Origin of the sequence: Pantoea conspicua (assembly GCF_002095315.1) — a bacterium.
GTDB lineage: Bacteria > Pseudomonadota > Gammaproteobacteria > Enterobacterales > Enterobacteriaceae > Pantoea > Pantoea conspicua.
Map to the genome: position 1 here is coordinate 1 of NZ_MLFN01000066.1, position 19,684 is coordinate 19,684.

General features: G+C 56.4%; 17 protein-coding genes and 2 pseudogenes. 10 read left to right on the forward strand and 9 right to left on the reverse strand.

The annotated features are described in order from the left end of the window. Positions 1-149: 149 nt before the first annotated feature. On the reverse strand, positions 150-992 hold the full coding sequence (locus tag HA41_RS17575) for a MurR/RpiR family transcriptional regulator (RefSeq protein ID WP_094121845.1): 843 nt from the start codon (positions 990-992) through the stop codon (positions 150-152). Between the two features lie 285 nt (positions 993-1,277). After that, positions 1,278-3,191, reverse strand: a complete 1,914-nt coding sequence (locus HA41_RS17580; RefSeq protein WP_094121846.1) for a bifunctional 5-dehydro-2-deoxygluconokinase/5-dehydro-2-deoxyphosphogluconate aldolase — start codon at positions 3,189-3,191, stop codon at positions 1,278-1,280. A 545-nt stretch (positions 3,192-3,736) separates the two neighbouring features. Between HA41_RS17580 and iolD the strand changes: the two genes are divergently transcribed. The 3 genes from iolD to iolE all read left to right on the forward strand — a co-directional run bounded on the left by iolD (position 3,737) and on the right by iolE (position 7,694). Next, a complete protein-coding gene (gene iolD, locus HA41_RS17585; RefSeq protein WP_094121847.1) occupies positions 3,737-5,677 on the forward strand; it encodes a 3D-(3,5/4)-trihydroxycyclohexane-1,2-dione acylhydrolase (decyclizing) in 1,941 nt (646 codons plus the stop codon). 63 nt (positions 5,678-5,740) lie between these two features. Beyond that, entirely contained in the window at positions 5,741-6,751 is a 1,011-nt protein-coding gene (iolG, locus tag HA41_RS17590) for a bifunctional inositol 2-dehydrogenase/D-chiro-inositol 1-dehydrogenase (protein ID WP_094121848.1), read from the forward strand. Between the two features lie 46 nt (positions 6,752-6,797). After that, a complete protein-coding gene (iolE, locus tag HA41_RS17595) occupies positions 6,798-7,694 on the forward strand; it encodes a myo-inosose-2 dehydratase (RefSeq protein WP_094121849.1) in 897 nt (298 codons plus the stop codon). A 71-nt stretch (positions 7,695-7,765) separates the two neighbouring features. On the opposite strand, the gene HA41_RS17600 is transcribed toward iolE, so the two are convergent. Continuing rightward, positions 7,766-8,320, reverse strand: a complete 555-nt coding sequence (locus HA41_RS17600) for a DcrB family lipoprotein (RefSeq protein WP_094121850.1) — start codon at positions 8,318-8,320, stop codon at positions 7,766-7,768. 118 nt (positions 8,321-8,438) lie between these two features. Beyond that, entirely contained in the window at positions 8,439-9,104 is a 666-nt protein-coding gene (locus HA41_RS17605) for a 7-cyano-7-deazaguanine/7-aminomethyl-7-deazaguanine transporter (RefSeq protein ID WP_094121851.1), read from the reverse strand. Between the two features lie 204 nt (positions 9,105-9,308). Between HA41_RS17605 and tusA the strand changes: the two genes are divergently transcribed. After that, complete coding sequence (gene tusA, locus HA41_RS17610) at positions 9,309-9,560, forward strand: sulfurtransferase TusA (protein ID WP_094121852.1); 252 nt, start codon at positions 9,309-9,311, stop codon at positions 9,558-9,560. A gap of 45 nt (positions 9,561-9,605) precedes the next feature. Here the strand turns inward: tusA and HA41_RS17615 are convergent, their stop codons facing one another. Both HA41_RS17615 and HA41_RS17620 read right to left on the reverse strand, forming a co-directional pair. Next, positions 9,606-11,888, reverse strand: a complete 2,283-nt coding sequence (locus tag HA41_RS17615) for a zinc/cadmium/mercury/lead-transporting ATPase (RefSeq protein ID WP_094121853.1) — start codon at positions 11,886-11,888, stop codon at positions 9,606-9,608. Positions 11,889-11,987: 99 nt separating this feature from the next. Next, on the reverse strand, positions 11,988-12,617 hold the full coding sequence (locus HA41_RS17620; protein WP_094121854.1) for a lysoplasmalogenase: 630 nt from the start codon (positions 12,615-12,617) through the stop codon (positions 11,988-11,990). 153 nt (positions 12,618-12,770) lie between these two features. On the opposite strand from HA41_RS17620, the gene HA41_RS17625 reads away from it, so the two are divergent. Further along, positions 12,771-13,127 (forward strand): DUF2500 domain-containing protein, encoded by a 357-nt coding sequence (locus tag HA41_RS17625; RefSeq protein ID WP_094121855.1) that lies wholly within the window; start codon positions 12,771-12,773, stop codon positions 13,125-13,127. A gap of 26 nt (positions 13,128-13,153) precedes the next feature. Here the strand turns inward: HA41_RS17625 and HA41_RS17630 are convergent, their stop codons facing one another. Beyond that, a complete protein-coding gene (locus HA41_RS17630; protein ID WP_031375239.1) occupies positions 13,154-13,426 on the reverse strand; it encodes a DUF1145 family protein in 273 nt (90 codons plus the stop codon). Then, positions 13,416-14,015, reverse strand: a complete 600-nt coding sequence (gene rsmD, locus HA41_RS17635) for a 16S rRNA (guanine(966)-N(2))-methyltransferase (RefSeq protein ID WP_094121856.1) — start codon at positions 14,013-14,015, stop codon at positions 13,416-13,418. The genes HA41_RS17630 and rsmD overlap by 11 nt, the downstream gene beginning before the upstream one ends. Positions 14,016-14,248: 233 nt before the next feature. On the opposite strand from rsmD, the pseudogene ftsY reads away from it, so the two are divergent. The 4 genes and pseudogenes from ftsY to rpoH all read left to right on the forward strand — a co-directional run bounded on the left by ftsY (position 14,249) and on the right by rpoH (position 18,592). Continuing rightward, positions 14,249-15,843 (forward strand): annotated as a pseudogene (gene ftsY, locus HA41_RS17640) (signal recognition particle-docking protein FtsY). Positions 15,844-15,848: 5 nt separating this feature from the next. Further along, positions 15,849-16,517: a cell division ATP-binding protein FtsE gene (gene ftsE, locus HA41_RS17645; protein ID WP_031376707.1), complete on the forward strand. Its 669-nt coding sequence runs from the start codon at positions 15,849-15,851 to the stop codon at positions 16,515-16,517. Further along, the gene (gene ftsX / locus HA41_RS17650; protein ID WP_094121857.1) at positions 16,507-17,493 is read left to right on the forward strand and encodes a permease-like cell division protein FtsX; all 987 of its coding nucleotides are present in this window, start codon (positions 16,507-16,509) and stop codon (positions 17,491-17,493) included. Before ftsE ends, ftsX begins: the two co-directional genes overlap by 11 nt. 241 nt (positions 17,494-17,734) lie before the next feature. Continuing rightward, the gene (rpoH, locus tag HA41_RS17655; protein ID WP_031376708.1) at positions 17,735-18,592 is read left to right on the forward strand and encodes an RNA polymerase sigma factor RpoH; all 858 of its coding nucleotides are present in this window, start codon (positions 17,735-17,737) and stop codon (positions 18,590-18,592) included. A gap of 63 nt (positions 18,593-18,655) precedes the next feature. Here the strand turns inward: rpoH and panM are convergent, their stop codons facing one another. After that, positions 18,656-19,051, reverse strand: coding sequence for an aspartate 1-decarboxylase autocleavage activator PanM (gene panM, locus HA41_RS17660; RefSeq protein ID WP_094121858.1), 396 nt, complete (start codon positions 19,049-19,051; stop codon positions 18,656-18,658). Positions 19,052-19,449: 398 nt separating this feature from the next. Here panM and HA41_RS17665 point away from each other — a divergent pair. Then, a pseudogene (locus tag HA41_RS17665) lies at positions 19,450-19,665 on the forward strand (ABC transporter substrate-binding protein); the annotation flags it as partial. Positions 19,666-19,684: the final 19 nt, after the last annotated feature.

Sequence of the window (19,684 nt, forward strand, 5' to 3'; positions counted from 1 at the left end):
TGCTCAGGCCCGCACTCCGGCACGCTCGCGCAGAAAAAAAGCTGCCACGTCTGACCGTGACAGCCTTTGCAAATTCAACCTTAACTGACCAGCATTACAGCCGATGGGCTGCCTTTGTTATTGCCGCTATCCAGCGTTAACGCCGGTAATCAGGGCGTTTCCACATTGTTCAGCGCCAGTGAAACGGCCAGTGTCTGTGCCAGGCAGAGCGATGCCACCTGCGAGCGGAAGCCGTCTACCTGCGCTTCACGCACCACAAAGCAGACGTCGCTGAAGGCCGCCAGCGGGCTGACCTGGCTGTCGGTGATGGCGATCTGATGCGCACCGCGCTTGGCACCCATCTCGACCACTTCGACCGCTTCACGCGCATACGGCGAATAGCTGATGGCAATCACCACATCTTTTGGATTCACCAGGCTGAGCTGTTCGGTAAACATGCCGCCGAGGCCGTCGATCAGGAATGCCCGACGTTCCAGATGGCGCAGCGCATAGACCAGATAAGAGGCCACGCTGAAGGAACGGCGCAGACCAATCACATAGATATTCTCGGCCTCGTTCAGCAGTTTCACCGCTTTGTTCAGCTGCTCCGGATTTACCTGCATCGCCAGTTGCTGTAACGCCTGGCTGTTCACCATGGTAAAGACATTCAGGATCTCAGCCGGACTTTCAGGCGCGCTGGCGCTGTCGTCGGTGGAAGTCTGGCGAAACAGGCGAGCGCGCTCGGTGTAGTTCACCGTCTCTTCCATCAGGTGCTGACGAAAAACCTGTTTCATTTCGTTGAAGCCGCTAAAGCCAAAGGCGTTGGCAAAGCGAATCAGAGTAGATGGCGGGACATCGGCCTGCTGGGCGATAGAGGCCACGGTATCAAAGGCTATGCTATTGCTGTTATCAAGAATGTAACGCGCAACCTGTTTAAGACGTTTGCTCAGCGTTTCGTAGCGGCGACGAATATCGTCCTGCAATAAAGAAAGTTGGGTGGGATTATTGGTCATTACTTCTGCCCGTGTAATAAGAATAATGGCTGGATAATGAGCGCTATAGTACCAGATGAATGGAAAATTTCATTTGTTTGCGTCAACCGCGCGGTTTATTTCATGGCATTTATGAAATGCTTCACAGATTGTCTCTGCGTCACCGGTCTGATAGCTCACTGCGGCTCCCTGCAGGCCGAAAGGCGACCCACGGCAGGCGCGAACGGCAACAAGAATGGATTAAGCGCGTCGGTAAATAAAAAACGCCACCCTCCGGCAGGAGGATGGCGTCTGGCGGTGAATCAATCAGGCGCGGGCGGCGCGCCAGTACTCTATCAGCCGCAGGTAGTTGCCTTTTACGGTCTCGATCAGCGCCTGATCGTCCAGTTCACCCTGCAACCACTGGCGCGATGGCTGACCAAAAATGGTCCTGCCCACCGCAAAGCCTTTAACCCAGGGCGCTTTTGCCGCGGCGGCAAAACCGGCTTTGAGCTTCTCCTCTGGCGCATCGAGGCCGAGAAGCAAAATGCCGCGACAGTGCGGATCCTGCTGCTCTATCAACCCGCTGATCGCCTGCCAGCTCTCAGCGGAGAGCGGCGGCAGTTTCCACCAGTCCGGCTGGATGCCGAGGCTGTAGAAGTGGCTGAGGATATCAAGATAGTAGCGCTCATCACGGTCCGGATTGCTCTCCGGCAGAATCACTTCCAGCAGCAGCTCGTGACCGCTTTTATTACAGCCGTTCCAGACATCCAGCACCAGATCATCCTGCTCTTTACGCAGCTCAGCGCTGTCGTGCGGATGATAAAACACCAGGCATTTCACCACGTGCTCGGCTGGCCAGTCGATTAACTGCGAGCCGATATTGCCATGCTCCAGTCGCAGCGGGCGCGAACCCGGCAGTTCAATCGGACGGCCAATCCACCACTGTTTCCCGGTAATCGCATTCAGTGCTTTCTGCCCGTAGGTAGTATCGGCCAGGATACCGCTTTTGTTTTCCAGTCCGGCCGTCTGTGCCGCTTCCTCGGCCGCTTTCAGCAGCAGCAGTTTAAGCTGTGGAATTTTGCATTCATCAACGCCCGCTTCGCGCGCCATATCCAGCAGCTGTTTACGATGATCAAAGGCGAAAACATTCAGTTCTGGCCACTGCTGCTTGCGGGTGGTCACGCGATGCAGATGGTTGAGGCGATCGTCGAGATCGGGCCGTTTCACCTCTTTATCGCGGCTCAGGAAATCATCCAGCTCCGCTTTGGTGGGCATGGCGGGCGCGCAGCCGTGGCGTGACACCACCAGCGCCCCGCAGGCATTGGCATAACGACACGCCTGCTCCCAGCCCTCATCGTTCAGCCAGCCGCGCAGCAGGCCCGACATAAAGGCATCGCCCGCGCCCAGTACGTTTAACACCTCGACGCGCACCCCGGTGTGCAACCGGGTCTGCTCCCAGCTATCCGGGATCTCACCTTCGAACACCACGCAACCCAGCGGGCCGCGTTTGCAGACCAGCGTCGCCTGACTGGCCTGACGCACGTTCTTCAGGGCGGTCAGGGTGTCGGTGCTGCCACCGGCAATATGAAACTCTTCTTCGGTACCGACGATTAAATCGAAATAATGCACCACTTCCTGCAGCTGCTGCGTGACCTGTGACGACGCAATGAAACGCGTTTCACCGTCGCCAAGCGAGGTCAGTCCCCACAGCACCGGACGATAATCGATATCCAGCGCGGTACGCAGGCCATGGCGGCGGGCAATATCCAGCGCTTTCAGTACCGCTTCGCGGGTTTGTGGATGAGATAAATGGGTGCCGGTTACCGCGACCGCACGCGAAGAGGCAATAAACGCTTCCTGCACGTCCTCCGGTACCAGTCCCATATCGGCGCAGTTGTCACGGTAGAAAATCAGCGGAAAAGTCTCTTCATCTTTAATACCGAGGATCACCATGCCGGTCAGACGTTTTTCGTCGGTGATTAAAGCGTCGGTATTACAGCCTACGCGCTGCAGCTCTTCCCGCAGAAAGCGACCGTTGTGCTCATCTCCCACCCGCGCCAGCATCGCCGATTTCAGACCCTGAATCGCAGTGCCATAGGCGACATTACCTGACGAACCCCCCAGATATTTGGCAAATGAGGTGACATCCTCCAGCCGCGCCCCAATCTGCTGACCATAAAAATCAACGGCGATGCGCCCGATACAAATCACATCAAGCCGCTTCTGTTGTGTACTCATACCTGTGGTTTCCTTCTGTGATTAGCAGACACTGCGGGCAAAAAGCCCGACGTCGCGCGCTTTGCTTCCAGGTCTGTAGGTGCCTGATTGGCTATGAGAACAGTATGAGGAATAAAAATTCCAGATTCAATATGAAATGAAATATCTGTCGCGATTTTGTGAACCAGGTAAAACTCCTGATTCCGCCTGGTGACGGGTAACCTATCCTCACCGCGCCCGGCGTGTCGGGGTTGTGAGAGAGATCGCAGGAATATTGCCAGCAATAGAGGAAGCTACTGAAGTGAAATGAATTTTTTCAACGCACCTTGTTGTCCATAAAACGTTCCAGTTTTTCCCGCCCGGATGCCTCGTCAGACCCTGCAGTGTGACTAAATTTGATCTCACTCGCAAAATGAAATGTTTCTTCTGTAATTGTATTTTATGAAAAATATATTTGTTTATAATCGCCTCACGTTTCAATTATACCGGTCGCCTTTTCCGCAGTATGACTTCGCCTGGCGCGTTGTACCGGAGTCAGGTACCACCAGCATGTAAAGGAAGAGCATATGGGCACAATCAGACTGACCACTGCACAGGCGCTGGTTAAATTTCTTGATAATCAATACATTGATGTTGATGGCGTTGAGACAAAGTTTGTAAAAGGCATCTTCGCCATTTTCGGTCATGGCAACGTGCTGGGGATGGGGCAGGCGCTGGAGCAGGACAGCGGCGATCTGGTGGTTTATCAGGGCCGCAATGAGCAGGGCATGGCGCATGCCGCGACCGGCTTTGCAAAACAGTCACTGCGTCGTCAGATCATCGCCTGCAGCTCGTCAGTCGGGCCGGGTGCCGCCAACATGATTACCGCGGCCGCCACCGCCACCGCGAACCGTATTCCGCTGCTGCTGCTGCCGGGCGATGTGTTCGCTACCCGTCAGCCCGATCCGGTTTTGCAACAGATTGAGCAGAGCTACGATCTCAGCATCAGCACCAACGATGCCTTCCGGGCCGTCAGTAAATACTGGGACCGCGTCAGCCGTCCGGAACAGCTGATGTCCGCCTGCATTAACGCCCTGCGCGTGCTGACCGATCCGGCCGAGACCGGCGCGGTAACGTTGTCGCTGCCGCAGGATGTCCAGGGTGAAGCCTGGGATTACCCGGACTATTTCTTCCAGAAGCGGGTACATCGACTGGATCGTCGCCTGCCGGTTGCGGCGCAGCTGGCCGATGCCCTGACGTTGATCGGCCGTAAGCGCAAACCGCTGATCGTCTGTGGCGGCGGGGTTAAATATTCCGAAGCAGGTGAGGCACTGCGCCAGTTCGCCGAGCGCTATCAGATCCCGTTTGCGGAAACCCAAGCGGGCAAAGGCACGGTGATCTCCGATCATCCGCTGAACGTCGGCGGTGTGGGCGAAACCGGCTGTCTGGCGGCGAACCTGCTGGCCAAAGAGGCTGATTTAGTTATCGGCATCGGGACCCGTTACACCGACTTCACTACCGCCTCGAAATGGATTTTCCAGAATCCGGACGTCAGCTTCCTCAATATCAACGTCAGTAATTTCGACAGCTACAAGCTGGATGGCGTTCAGCTGCTGGCCGATGCCCGTGAAGGGCTGACCGCGCTGACCGCCGCGCTGGCGTCACAAAACTACAGTAACGACTGGGGCAGCCAGATTGAGCAGGCGCAGAGCAAATTGCTGAAAGAGACCCAACGCGTCTATCAGGTGACCTATCACGAGCAGGATTTTGTGCCGGAAATTGCTGATCACCTGGATCGTGAAGCGGTCTTCGCCGAGTTCAACCGCCTGACGCAGTCGGTACTGACCCAGAGCAGCGTGCTCGGCACGCTGAACGAACAGCTACCCAAAGAGGCGGTGATTGTGGCAGCGGCAGGCAGTTTGCCTGGCGATCTGCAGCGCGTCTGGCGCACCAAAGATTACAACGCCTATCACGTGGAGTATGGCTACTCCTGCATGGGTTATGAAGTCAACGCCGCGCTGGGCGCAAAACTGGCGCAGCCGCAGCGTGAAGTCTATGCGCTGGTCGGTGACGGCTCTTTCATGATGCTGCACTCCGAGCTGGTGACCTCGATTCAGGAAGGGGCGAAGATCAACGTGGTCCTGCTGGATAACATGACCAACGGCTGCATCAATAACCTGCAGATGGAACACGGCATGGACAGCTTCACTACCGAGTTTCGCTTCCGTAATCCGGAAGGCGGCAAGCTGGACGGCGGCTTCGTGCCGGTTGATTTCGCCGCCATCGCGGCGGGCTACGGCTGTAAAACCTACCGCGTCACCACGCTGGAGCAGTTAAAAGCCGCGCTGGAAGATGCCAGAACGCAGACTGTCTCCACCCTTATCGACATCAAAGTGCTGCCAAAAACCATGATCCACAAATATTTCAGCTGGTGGCACGTTGGCGTCGCACAGGCCTCCGATTCTGAGCGGGTTCAGGCGGTCGCGGATAAGCTGAAAACCCATCTGGATCAGGCCCGTAAATACTGATTTCAGGGCCGGACACGGCCCCCTTTTTTCTTCTCTCAGCACGAACCCTACACAGGTGTAATTATGACTTTGAAACTTGGCGTCATCGGTACAGGTGCAATTGGTCAGGAACATATTCGCCGCTGCAACCACGTATTGCAGGGAGCGCAGGTGGTTGCCGTCTCAGATATCAATGTTGACGGCGCGCGCGCTGCGCTGCAGCGCCTGAATATCGAGGCAGAGGTGTTTGAAAACGGACATGACGTGATCCAGTCGCCAAATGTCGATGCGGTGCTGGTGACATCATGGGACCCGACTCACGAAGAGTTCACTTTAGCCGCCATCGCCGCCGGCAAGCCGGTGTTCTGTGAGAAGCCGCTGGCGATGAGCGCCGAAGGCTGTCGCCGGGTGGTCGATGCTGAAATTCAGGCCGGCAAACGGCTGGTTCAGGTTGGTTTTATGCGACCTTACGATGCCGGTTATCGCGCCCTGAAAAAAGTCATTACCGACGGCGATATCGGTGAGCCGCTGATGCTGCACTGCGCGCACCGAAACCCGACGGTGCCGGAAAATTACACCACGCCAATGGCGATCACCAACACACTGATCCACGAGCTGGATGTGCTGCGCTGGCTGACCAATGACGATTATAAAACCGTGCAGGTGGTCTTCCCGCGCGTCACCTCAAAATCCCATGCTCAGCTGAAAGATCCGCAAATTGTGCTGTTTGAAACCCAGAAAGGGGTACGCATCGACGTCGAGATCTTCGTCAACTGCGCTTATGGCTATGACATTCAATGTGAAGTGGTTGGGGAAGAGGGCATTGCCCGGCTACCGGAGCCGTCGTCGGTTCAGCTGCGTAAAGATGCCCGGCTGTCGAACACCATTCTGGTTGACTGGAAAGATCGGTTTATCGAGGCCTATGACGTGGAGCTGCAGGCGTTCATCAACGACGTGAAAGCGGGCACGCTCACCGGTCCGTCCGCCTGGGATGGCTTTGCCGCCTCGGTGGCTGCCGATGCCTGTATCAAAGCGCAAAACAGCGGTGCGATTGAAACGGTAGAGATGCCGCCACGTCCTGCTTTCTACTCCTGATTCAGCACAGACAGGCGGGGTGACCGCCCGGCTAAGGAACAAAATAATGAACAAAGACAACGTAAAACTGGCGATTGCGCCGATCGGCTGGACCAATGACGACATGCCGGTTCTCGGCAGCGAGAACACCTTCCAGCAAACCGTCAGTGAGATGGCGCTGGCTGGGTTTACCGGCAGCGAAGTTGGCAGTAAATATCCGCGCGATCCGGCGATCCTGAAACCGATGCTCGACATTCGCGGCATCGAAATCTGCAACGCCTGGTTCAGCACTTTTTTTGCCAATGGCGATAAAGCCAAAACCATCGATGAGTTCATTAACCACATGAACTTCCTGCATGCGATGGGCGCGCGGGTGATTGGCTGTTCAGAACAGAGCAAAAGTATTCAGGGCACCACGCTGGCAGTATTTGAGCAAAAACCGGTGTTCAGTGATGAAGAGTGGCAGCGCACGGCAGACGGCTACAACGAACTGGCGCGTATTGCGGCTGAAAAGGGAATGCGGGTCACGCTGCATCACCATATGGGCACCGGCATTCAGACTACCGAAGAGATCGACCGCTTTATGGCATTGACCGACAAGCAGGTTGGCCTGCTGTATGACACCGGTCACGTCTACTACTCTGAGGGCTCGCAGCAGAAGATGCTGGCGGTGCTGGAAAAATATCTGCCGCGCATTTTCCACGTCCATCTGAAAGATGTACGCGACGAGGTGGTCGCCGAGGTGCGCGACAATCATCTCTCCTTCCTGGAAGGGGTGAAAAAGGGCACCTTCACCGTGCCGGGTGATGGCGTGATCGATTTCAAACCGGTGTTCAAAATCCTCGACGATTACGGCTACAAAGGCTGGATGGTGGTGGAAGCGGAGCAGGACCCGGCGCTGGCTAACCCGTTCGAATATGCGGTGAAAGCGCGCCGTTATATTCGTGAGAATACCGGGCTGTAAACGCAGGCGGGATATAAGCGACTTCCCCCAAATGGGGGGAAGTCGCAAGCCAGCAGGGCAGTCGCCCGGCCTTATTTCAGAGAGATACTTTTCACAATGTTGTCGGCATCGCTTTGTGCCTGCTGCTGGTTATCGCCCGGCAGAGTAATCTGCAGCGTCACCAGTTTGCCATCGACCTTCGCCAGAATCACCGATGACCATGAGGTCTGGTTGTTGGCAGAAATCACCGTATCCAGCTGCTGTGCCGGCTGATCTTTCAGCGTGACCGCTTTGTTTGAGACCACCTGCAGTTGCGGATCGCGGTTGCGCTGCTGCTGCTCCATACGCTGTGATAATACGTCCAGGCCATCACTGGTCGGCTCACCGGCAATCACAATAATCGCGCGTGCACCGGTTTCATCGGCGTAAACGTGCATATTAGTGGTCTGTGAACCGAGCTTACCGCTCTTGTCCGACATGCCAGGCGGCAGCGAGAAGCTCAGCTTGCCATCCATCAGCGTCACCGTCTGCGCCGACTGACTGGCGCTGACGCCGTTGTCATTCGCCGCGTCATCTTTCTTCTGGTCACAGGCAGCTAAGCCGAGCACCAGTAAGCCCATTCCTACATATTTCACCAGGTTGCGCATCAGAATCCCTTTTTTAAGTTTCCAGTCAGGCGTTAATACAACAGGAATCAGGTTGCAAACGCAACCTGATGATTGTCAGCAGATCTTAGCGGGTAATGGCGTAAATCGGTATGGCGGTTTAGCCGAAATTTATCTGGCTGGTGGCACGGCGCTCAGCCAGGCGTTTCAGCGCGGCATTGAGCAATACGCCGTAGGCCGGCAGGAAGAACACCATGCAGATCAGCACCTTGAAGCTGTAATCCACCAGGGCAATTTCCACCCAGTGCTGGGCCATAAACGCATCAGGGCTTTTATAAAAGGCGATGAAGAAAAAGGCCAGCGTATCACTGATGTTGCCGAGAAACATGGCGCAGCCTGGCGCGATCCACCATTGCGGCAGGGCGCGCAGACGGTTAAAAACGTGTACGTCGAGAATCTGACCCAGTGCGTAAGCCATAAAGCTGGCGCAGGCGATGCGCGCGACAAACAGATTGACCTCTTCCAGCGCCTGCCAGCCCTGCCACTGGCCCTGATAATAGAGCGAAGAAACGGCATAAGAGATAAACAGCGCCGGGATCATCACCGCCAGAATAATGCGTCGGGCCAGCGGCGCGCCAAAGATGCGCACGGTGAGATCGGTTGCCAGGAAGATAAACGGGAAGCTGAATGCGCCCCAGGTGGTGTGGAAGCCAAAAATGGAGATCGGCAGCTGCACCAGATAGTTACTGGAGGTGATCACCAGCAGGTGAAACAGCGATAACCAGAACAGCGCATGCATGCGCTGACGCGAAGAGAATGCGAGCATAATCAACCTTTTTAATGTTGGGGTGAGGGAACCCATTGCGGGACGCTGTTCGGGCAGCACCTGGCAGTTTTATGAGCAAAAAGCGGCGGCATCTTACCGCGTTGTGCTATTTATGCAATGGTTAATTTTAGCGCAATCGTTATCGCCTTGCGTCATCGGCACCACGCGCTAGAATGAGCGCCCCAAACCTGAACCGAGTCCATTATGAGCGATGCTTTTTCCTCTGCCGACCATCAACTGGATGCCCGTGGCCTGCGTTGTCCGGAGCCGGTGATGATGGTGCGCAAAACCGTACGCAGCCTGCAGAATGGCGACACGCTGTTGATCATCGCCGACGATCCGGCCACCACCCGCGATATTCCCGGCTTCTGCCGCTTTATGGAGCACCGCCTGCTGGCGCAGCAGACCGATAATCTGCCGTATCAGTTCCTGATCCAGAAAGGCATGGCGGAATAGTGGTGCCTGCTGAGCGCGGCCCGTCATCGGACAGGCCGCCTCTCTTCAGCTGCGGTAGCGCAGTAATCGCAGCGCGTTGGCGGTGACCAGCGCCGTGGCGCCCGAGTCCGCCAGCACAGCCAGCCACAACCCGGTCAGACCCAGCAGAGTCGTGACCAGAAATATCGCCTTTAGCCCCAGCGCAATGGTGAGGTTCTGACGAATGATGCGGCGCGTGCGGCGCGCCAGCACAATCATCGGTGCCAGATTACTCAGCTGATTACGCGTCAGCGCGGCGTCGGCAGCTTCCAGCGCCACGTCGGTGCCGCTGCCCATCGCAATGCCCAGCGTCGCCGCTTTCATCGCCGGCGCATCGTTAATACCATCACCAACCATCGCCAGCGGCTGCTGCTGGCTCAGTTCGGCTATCGCCGCGACTTTATCGGCTGGCAACAGGCTGGCACGGTAATCAATGTCCAGTTGACGGGCAATGGTCGCGGCTGCACGCGGGTTGTCACCGGTCAGCATCAGGCTCTCAATACCCAGTTTTTTCAGCGCCTGCAGAGCCGGTGCTGCATCACTGCGCAGCTGATCGTGCAAGGCCAGCGCGCCCAGCACCTCGTCATCACGAACCAGCACTACCACGGTTTCACCTTCTGCTTCGCGCCGGGTGATCTCTTCCGATTGCCGGGGCGTCAGCCCACGCATCTGTGAGGGTGTCAGCAGCTGAATTTGCTGACTGCCGACCCGGGCCATAATGCCCCGACCCGCCTGAACCAGCTGATCGTCTGCGACCGGAATCGTCAGATTGCGCGCCTCCGCTGCCGCCACGATCGCTGTGGCCAGCGGATGGGTCGCACCCTGTTCCACTGCGGCGCTCAGCGCCAGCATCTCCGCTTCACTGGCCGCGCCAAAGCGCACTATTCCGCTGAGCTGCGGCTTGCCGACAGTCAGGGTGCCGGTTTTATCGAAGGCCATCATGCGCAGCGAACTCAGTCGTTCTAAGGCTGCGCCGCCTTTGATCAGCGCGCCCTGACGGGCAGCCGCGGCCAGCCCGGAGGTAATCGCCGCGGGCGTGGAGATCACCAGCGCACAGGGACAGCCAATCAGCAGCAAGGTCAGACCCTTGTAGATCCACGGCTGCCATTCCCCCGCGCCGAGCAACGGGGGTACCACCATCACCAGCAGCGACAGCAGCATCACCAGCGGCGTATAGATGCGGCTGAACCGATCGATAAAGCGTTCAACCGGCGCGCGGTGGGTTTCTGCTTCCTCAATCAGCTGTAGTATCCGGTCGATCGCGCTTTCACCCGGCTTCGACACCACTTCCAGCGTCACCAGACGGTCAATGCTGGTGGCACCGGCCAGGATTTTGTCGCCGCGGCTGCGCATCACCGGCAGCGATTCGCCGGTTAAGGCACTTTCGTCAAAACTGGCGAGCGGCGTAATTAAGCGGCCATCGACCGGCAGGCGGCTGCCTGCCGCCACTTCAATCTGATCGCCGGGCTGCAGCGCGGCAAGTGACACGTCGCGACGCTGACCCTGCTCAAGGCGGATCGCCGATTCCGGTCGCAGTGCCATTAAACGGGTGACGCCGCTGCGCGCCCGCGCGGCGGCATAGCTTTCCAGCTGCTCGCCGAGCTGAAACAGCACCAGCACCATCGCCGCTTCGGCATGAGCACCGATGATCAGCGCACCGGCTGAGGCCAGCGTCATCAGGGTTTCGATGGTGAAAGGCGAGCCGCTGCGCAGCCGCTGCCAGGCGCTGCGCGCCACCGGAAACAGGCCGATCAGGGTGGTGACGACAAACAGGCGATCGCCCCACAGCGGCGCGAAATGGCTAAGCAGGCTGCTGGCAAGCACCAGCAACGCCAGCGCAATCAGCATGCGGTTATGTTGCCAGCGCGGGCTTTCGACTGCCGTGTCGGTCTGGGTGCTGAGCTGGAAGCCAGCTTTTTTAACGGCCCGCTCTACTGCCTGGCGCACGTCGCTGTCCGCATTGACCACCAGTTTTTCACTGCTGAACAGCACGCGCGCCTCGGTGACGCCCGTTACCTGCTGAACCGCGGTTTCAATGCTGCGGGCGCAGCCGGGACAATCCATCCCGCTGACCTGCCAGCTAAAAGGGAGACTGCCGACGCGTCGCCGGTCGCCTTCCTCATCGGCATCGGCGTCGTTGCCGGGAGTGCTGTTACTGTCGCAGCAGCAGCCCGCGCTGTCTGTGGTGACCGGGATTGCGGCGTGAAGGGATAGCGTCAGGGGACGGGCCTGAGGGATCTGGCACAGGGGTTTGGCTGCGGCGTGGCTGGCACGCGGTTTACCGCAGCCACAGGCGTGATGTTGATGCATATGACCTCCGGATAAGGGATGAACGAAGCTGTCCACCCCTTATCCTACACTCTGGAGTTAACTCCAGAGTCAAGACCATTTTTTAACTCCTGCGCTCTGTTACACCACCCACAGTGAACGGACAATCATGAAGTGACCGGCAAAGTAACAGGCGGCAACGATGGCGCTGTCGGCACTGAAACGGCGACGATAATGACTGATAAACCAGACAATATTAGCCAGCAGCAGCAGACCTGCACCCACCATGATTGAGAAGCTGTAATCGGTAGGGCGGAAGAAATATTGCTCTGTCGCTATCCAGGTCATCACCAGCGTCATACCGATAAAAGTACAGATCGGCCAGCGAAGATCTTCCAGTCGACTCCACAGAATGCCAATCAGCACCACGCCGATAATCAACAGCGTCAGCGGAATCGGCCAGAAGAAGGTCATGGTCATGCTGGCGGCGAAACAGAGGGTATAGAGCAGATGCGACAGAAAAAACGCGCCAATGGCGTAGAGCATCTGCTGACGGGGTAACAGCGTTAACGCATCACCGACCAGAGTGGCGATCAGACCGGCCAGAATCAGGTAGTCCGTGCTGTTCAGCGTCGGGGCCTGCCAGGCGAGGCCGACCAGCAGCAGCAGCGTGACCGGTTTAAATAGCCAGCGTTGCCATTGCGGACCACGATAGGTGGCATCTACGTAGAGCCAGCCGGAGAAAAGTACAGCGAGGAAAGACCAGAGCATTGTTTCTCCCTTTTTTAACCAAAATGGTGAAAGATCCCAAAATATCCCTTCCAGTTTAGGTTACGTCCTGACGATGTGACAATCAGGCAACTCTGGTTGTATGCTTTGCCGCGCAATTAACGCCATCCGCATTTCTTTAAGCACGAGAGAATTATGAGCAAACCACCGCTAATCATTATTATCGTCCTGGCGATTATCGCCGTGCTGGCAACCCGTCAGTTCATCAAACAGCGCCGCGATACCGCCGTCAATGATGCCTCTCCGGTGCGAGCCCTGACGGTGGAAGTCAAAACCAAACGTGAATTTCCGGCACCCAATCGCCGGTCACGTCAGCGTGAGGTGATTGCCGGGGAAGAGATGCGCTACGAAGCCCTGTTTCACCCGCTTAACGGTGCCAGCGACATTAAAGTGCAGCTTAAAGAAGGGCAATATCATCAATTGGATAAAGGGACCAGGGGCGAACTGAAAATGCAGGGGACGCGCTTTATCAGCTTTACCCCAGTGCAATAATCAGCGGGCAGGGTGCCCGCTCAGCGCTATTTTTTGCGGGGGAAGTGCTTTTTCTGCCAGGCGACCAGCTCAAATACACCAAACACAAACACTTTCACCTGCGTAAGACGGTCTATCGGCGGGGCATCTTTGGTTTGGGTTGCGCGCAGTAACACCAGCTGCAGGCCGTGCATCATGATCATGAAAAACAGCGCGACATTAATAAAGTAGGTCAGCGGTTTCGGGTAGGGATGCACCACGTTGACCAGTAAAAATCCCCATACGCACAGCATCAACAGACGCCCCAAATTAAGTAACATCCTGCGTCTCCTGTTGACGTTGATATAAACGATAAGCCACTTGTCCGGCTATTTTCTCGCGATAAAGATTCCATTCGGGCGGCACCGGCGGCGCGCCATTTTCCACTTCACTTTCGACGTAAATCAGTGCCTCGTCTGCCAGCCAGTGATTCTGTTCCAGCAGCTGCAGCGTCTGTTCCAGCAACCCCTGACGAAACGGCGGATCGATAAACACCACGTCAAAGGGTTCGCCTGGCTGCGCCAGAAAAGTGAGCGCATTGGTCTGAATCACCTTGCCATTGTGGGCGTTCAGCGTCTGCAGGTTCTTCATCAGCTGCTGTGCTACCGGACGCTCCAGCTCCAGCAGCGTCGCCGATCCCGCGTAGCGCGACAGCGCTTCCAGTCCTAACGCGCCGCTGCCGGCGAAACAGTCGAGACAACGTGCTGCTGGCAGTACCGGCGCCAGCCAGTTAAACAGGGTTTCACGCACCCGATCGGTGGTGGGACGCAGTCCGGCGCTGTCGGGCACCGGCAATTTGCGTCCGCGCCATTGTCCGCCGATGATGCGGATCTGCCCGGCACCGCCGGTACTGCGGGGGTTTTTAGTCATCTTGCTCACAACTCGTCATAATTTGTTGCGTAGTTTAACGGGCGAATCGGTGAGAAGAAACGTTAAAAAAGGGTGCTGTGGTGAGCTGGCTGGAAAGTGTTAGACTACTGAGTTGCTGAAGTCATGCAGTATTCTGCGGTTTTACGCCGGTCTGGCGTTAGCCAATTTTAATTGATTCACCCCTGGAAACGACGTGCGACCGGGACAAAGCCATCGAGGAGTGTAGTCACACAATGGCAAAAGAGAAAAAACGTGGCTTTTTTTCCTGGCTGGGATTTGGCAAAGAAGAAGAGAAGCAACCCTCTGCGGAGGAGCAGGCGCAGCAGGCGGCTGAGTCCACGCCGCAGCAGGCAGAACAGCCAGCCGCAACCTTAACGCAGGCTGAAGCGCAAGCGGAAGAGACTGTCGCCATCACCGAAACGGTGGCCGGACAGCAGCGTGATGCGGAGGTGACGGCCGCTGCGCCGCACGAAGCCGCGCCGGAAGCCCTGGCGGAACCGGAGCCGATTCAGGCTGACCCGGAAGCCTTACTGGAAACGGAAAGCGATCCGCACGGCGTACCGGTCGTCGAGGCTGACGCCATTATCACGCCAGCGGCGGATGCCGCAGAGACACCGGCCGATGCACCGCTGAGCGATGAAGAGCTGGACGCGCTGGCCCTGGGCGAGGCGGAGGTCATTGAAACCCCGGCGGCCGATGCGCCGCTGAGCGATGAAGAGCTGGAAGCGCTGGCACTGGGCGATGCGGAGATCATCGAAACGCCAGATGCGGATGCGCCGCTGAGCGACGAAGAGCTGGAAGCGCTGGCGCTGGCAGAAAATGAAGAAGCCGATGCCGTGCCGGATACCGTCAGCGATCTGCCGTTAGCCGCTGCGCCAATCATTACACAGGAGCAGGAACGTCCCAGCAAAGAGGGCTTTTTTGCCCGACTGAAGCGCAGCCTGGTAAAAACCCGACAGAACCTCGGTTCCGGTTTTGTCAGCCTGTTCCGTGGCAAAAGATTGATGATGACCTGTTTGATGAGCTGGAAGAGCAGTTACTGATTGCTGACGTCGGCGTCGATACCACCCGCCGGATCATTACCCATCTGACTCAGCAGGCGAACCGTAAGCAGCTGCGTGACGCGGAAGCGCTTTATGGCTTGCTGAAAGCTGAAATGGCGTCAATTCTGGCTAAAGTGGATGCGCCGCTGGACGTCTCCGGCAAAACGCCGTTTGTGATCCTGATGGTCGGCGTCAACGGTGTGGGTAAAACCACTACCATCGGTAAACTGGCGCGTCAGTATCAGGCTGAGGGCAAATCAGTGATGCTGGCTGCCGGTGACACCTTCCGTGCCGCCGCGGTCGAGCAGCTGCAGGTCTGGGGCCAGCGCAACAATATTCCGGTGATTGCCCAGCATACCGGTGCGGATTCCGCGTCGGTGATCTTCGATGCGATTCAGGCGGCGAAATCACGCGGTGTGGACGTGCTGATCGCCGATACCGCGGGTCGCCTGCAGAACAAATCGCACCTGATGGAAGAGCTGAAGAAAATTACCCGGGTGATGAAGAAGCTGGATGAAGATGCGCCGCATGAAGTGATGCTGACGCTCGACGCCAGTACCGGGCAGAATGCGGTCAGCCAGGCCAGACTGTTTGATGAAGCGGTCGGTTTAACCGGCATCGCGCTGACCAAGCTGGATGGCACCGCCAAGGGCGGTGTGATCTTCTCGATCGCCGATCAGTTCGGTATTCCGATTCGCTATATCGGTGTCGGGGAAGGCATCGAGGATTTACGCCCGTTTAAGGCGGATGATTTTATTGAGGCACTGTTTGCCCGAGAGGACTAATTAGGATGATTCGCTTTGAAGAGGTCAGTAAGGCATATCTCGGCGGACGTCAGGCACTGCAGGGGGTGGATTTCCATCTGCGTCCCGGCGAAATGGCGTTCCTGACCGGCCACTCCGGTGCCGGTAAAAGTACGTTGCTGAAGCTGATTTGTGGCATTGAGCGTCCGAGTGCCGGACAAATCTGGTTTAGCGGCCACGATATTTCCCGATTGCGTAACAGCGAGGTGCCTTTCCTGCGCCGTCAGATCGGCATGATCTTTCAGGATCACCACCTGCTGATGGATCGTTCGGTCTACGACAACGTGGCGATCCCGCTGATTATCTCCGGTGCCAGTGGCGAAGATATTCGCCGTCGCGTTTCGGCTGCTCTGGATAAGGTCGGCCTGCTCGACAAAGCGAAAAGTTATCCGATTCAGTTGTCAGGCGGTGAACAGCAGCGGGTGGGTATCGCCCGTGCGGTAGTGAACAAACCGGCGGTGCTGCTGGCGGATGAACCGACCGGTAACCTTGACGAAGCGCTGTCAGAAGACATTCTGCGACTGTTCGAAGAGTTCAACCGCGTTGGCGTTACAGTATTAATGGCAACGCATGACAACGGTTTAATCGCTCGTCGTAACTACCGCGTCATGACGCTGAATCAGGGACGCCTGCACGGAGGCCACGATGGTCAATAAACGCATTAAACGCCCGACGGCGCCAAAAGCGAAGCAGCAGCCGTCGAAAAGCAAAGCGCTGAAAGGCGGCTGGCAGGAGCAGTGGCGCTATGCACTGCGCGGTACGCTGTCTGACATGTGGCGTCAGCCACTGGCGACGCTGCTGACGGTGATGGTGATTGCCATTTCGCTGACCCTGCCAAGCGTCTGCTATATGGTGTGGAAGAACGTCAGCCAGGCGGCGACACAGTGGTATCCGGCACCGCAGCTGACGGTCTATCTCGACAAAGCGCTGGATGATACTGCTGCAGAAAACGTGGTGGCGCAGCTCAAGCAGGTGGAAGGCGTAGATAACGTTAATTATCTGACGCGGGAAGAGGCACTGAACGAGTTCCGCAACTGGTCAGGCTTTGGCGGTGCGATGGATATGCTGGAGCAGAACCCGTTGCCTGCCGTAGCGATTATCACGCCGAAGCTCAATTTCCAGAATTCTGACACCATGCAGAGCCTGCGCGATCGGGTAACTAAAGTGCAGGGCGTTGATGAAGTACGCATGGATGACAGCTGGTTCGCCCGACTGGCAGCGCTGACCGGGCTGGTGGGGCAGATTGCCTCGATGATCGGCGTGCTGATGATTGTAGCGGTGTTCCTGGTGATCGGTAACAGCGTGCGGCTCAGTATCTTTGCCCGCCGCGATACCATTAACGTACAAAAGCTGATTGGTGCCACTGACGGCTTTATTCTGCGGCCGTTCCTCTATGGCGGCGCGTTGCTGGGCCTGAGTGGCGCGGTATTGTCGCTGGTACTTTCGGAAGTGCTGGTGCTACGGTTGCAATCGGTGGTCGCGCATGTCGCGACCGTGTTCGGCACCACCTTCTCGCTGGAGGGCTTCTCCTGGGATGAGGCGTTGTTGTTACTGCTGATAGCCGCAATCATCGGCTGGATCGCCGCCTGGCTGGCGACGGTACAACATTTACGCCGATTTACGCCCCAGTAAACGCCTGCAACATTTTTTTGTTATAATGGTCCTCTGCTACCGGCGATGGGATGCAGAGGGCGCATTAGCCTCTTCCCTTCCTGTCATCTGTGTGTAAAATATTCACTGCTATGTTTGTTGTTGTGGATAACTTAGTTATCCCGGTAGCACAGATTGCTTTCGGATTTCGCGCGACGTTGACATACTGTATCGTCTGCGCAAGGAAATGTGCGGCAATTCCACTGAATTTGTGAGGGTTTGAATGACCAAAGAAATGCAAACTTTAGCTATTGCTCCTCTGGGCAACCTGGAATCTTATGTTCGGGCTGCCAACACCTGGCCGATGCTGTCGGCAGAAGAGGAAAAAGCGTTGGCTGAACGGCTGCATTACCAGGGCGATCTGGATGCGGCAAAGACGCTGATCCTGTCTCACCTACGCTTTGTAGTTCATATCGCTCGTAACTACTCCGGCTACGGCTTGCCACAGGCTGACCTGATTCAGGAGGGTAATATCGGCCTGATGAAAGCGGTGCGTCGCTTTAACCCTGAAGTGGGCGTGCGACTGGTCTCTTTCGCCGTACACTGGATCAAAGCCGAGATTCATGAATACGTGCTGCGTAACTGGCGTATCGTGAAAGTCGCGACCACGAAAGCACAGCGTAAGCTGTTCTTTAACCTGCGTAAAACCAAGCAGCGTCTGGGCTGGTTTAACCAGGACGAAGTCGAGATGGTGGCGCGTGAACTGGGTGTGAGCAGTAAAGACGTACGTGAAATGGAATCACGTATGGCGGCGCAGGATATGACCTTTGATATGTCTGCCGACGATGAGAGCGGTGAAGGCAAATCAATGGCACCGGTGCTCTATCTGCAGGATAAAACCTCTGACTTTGCTGACGGCATTGAAGAGGACAACTGGGATGCGCACGCTGCCGATAAGCTGAGCTATGCGATGGAAGGTCTGGATGAGCGGAGTCAGCATATCATCCGTGCCCGCTGGCTGGACGAAGACAACAAAACTACGCTGCAGGAGTTAGCCGATCAATACGGCGTCTCAGCGGAACGTGTCCGTCAGCTGGAAAAGAACGCCATGAAAAAACTGCGTATGGCGATCGAAGCGTAATACCGAAAAGGTAACCTTCAGGGGCGACATGATCATGTCGCCCTTTTTGTTTTCTGTACCCGCCTATTCTACCGCCAGTACCCAGCCATCGGTCTGCGCCCTGAAACCACACGCCTGCATAAACGCTGCCCGCACCCGCTGATCGTCACTGCCATCGTCAGCCATCCACCAGTCCGCTAAAGATCCATTCTGCCTGATGGTCTCTTCCAGCAAATATTGACCGACGCCACGACGCCGGGTGACATCGCGTACGGCCAGTCGATGAATCTTGCCGTGAATACCTGAAATCTCCAGTTGCAACGCGCCCAGCAGGCGGTCGTTGAAGCGCGCCGCATAGATGCGATGCCGTTCATTCAGCGTCTGTTCCAGTTTATCAATTTCAAGATCCGGCCAGACTTTACCCAGATCAATGTGGTCCTGCGGCGTCAGCGCGGTTAAACGCTGGATGGTGAGCTTCATGACAAACACCTGTACTTGTAAAAGGGGAAAGTGTAGCGAAAGTATACAACCAGAGCGCTGACACATTTTCATCAATAAAAGAGGTCAAAAGATGGCCTGGCTGCCAGGATGATAGTTGTAAACAGGCCTTTGATGCGATCAATCCAGCATAACCCACTGGCAAAGTGGTGAAAACCTGGCCGTTGCATCCAGTGTATTATGCTGTTTCACTCAGGCAATTCTGAATATGTCAGTTGATTTACAGAAGAAACTTCCTGTTTAATAACCTGAAAAATAAAGCCTTATTACTAATAAATGCCAGAAAAGTGCGCTAACTCATTATTGCTTAATCAGTTTTTCGACTTTATCTGGCAGTTTGCACTCACAACAACCACGACATAACAGATGGGGTAGTCCGGATGAAAATGAAAGGTCGCGCATTACTGGCGGGATGTGTAGCACTGGCAATGAGCCATGCCGCGCTGGCTGAAGATATTAAAGTGGCGATTGTCGGGGCGATGTCTGGCCCGGTTGCGCAGTATGGCGACATGCAGTTTGCCGGTGCGACCCAGGCGATTGAAGATATCAATGCCAAAGGCGGCATCAACGGCAACAAACTGGTTGCGGTGAAATATGGGCTTTGTTGAATAAATC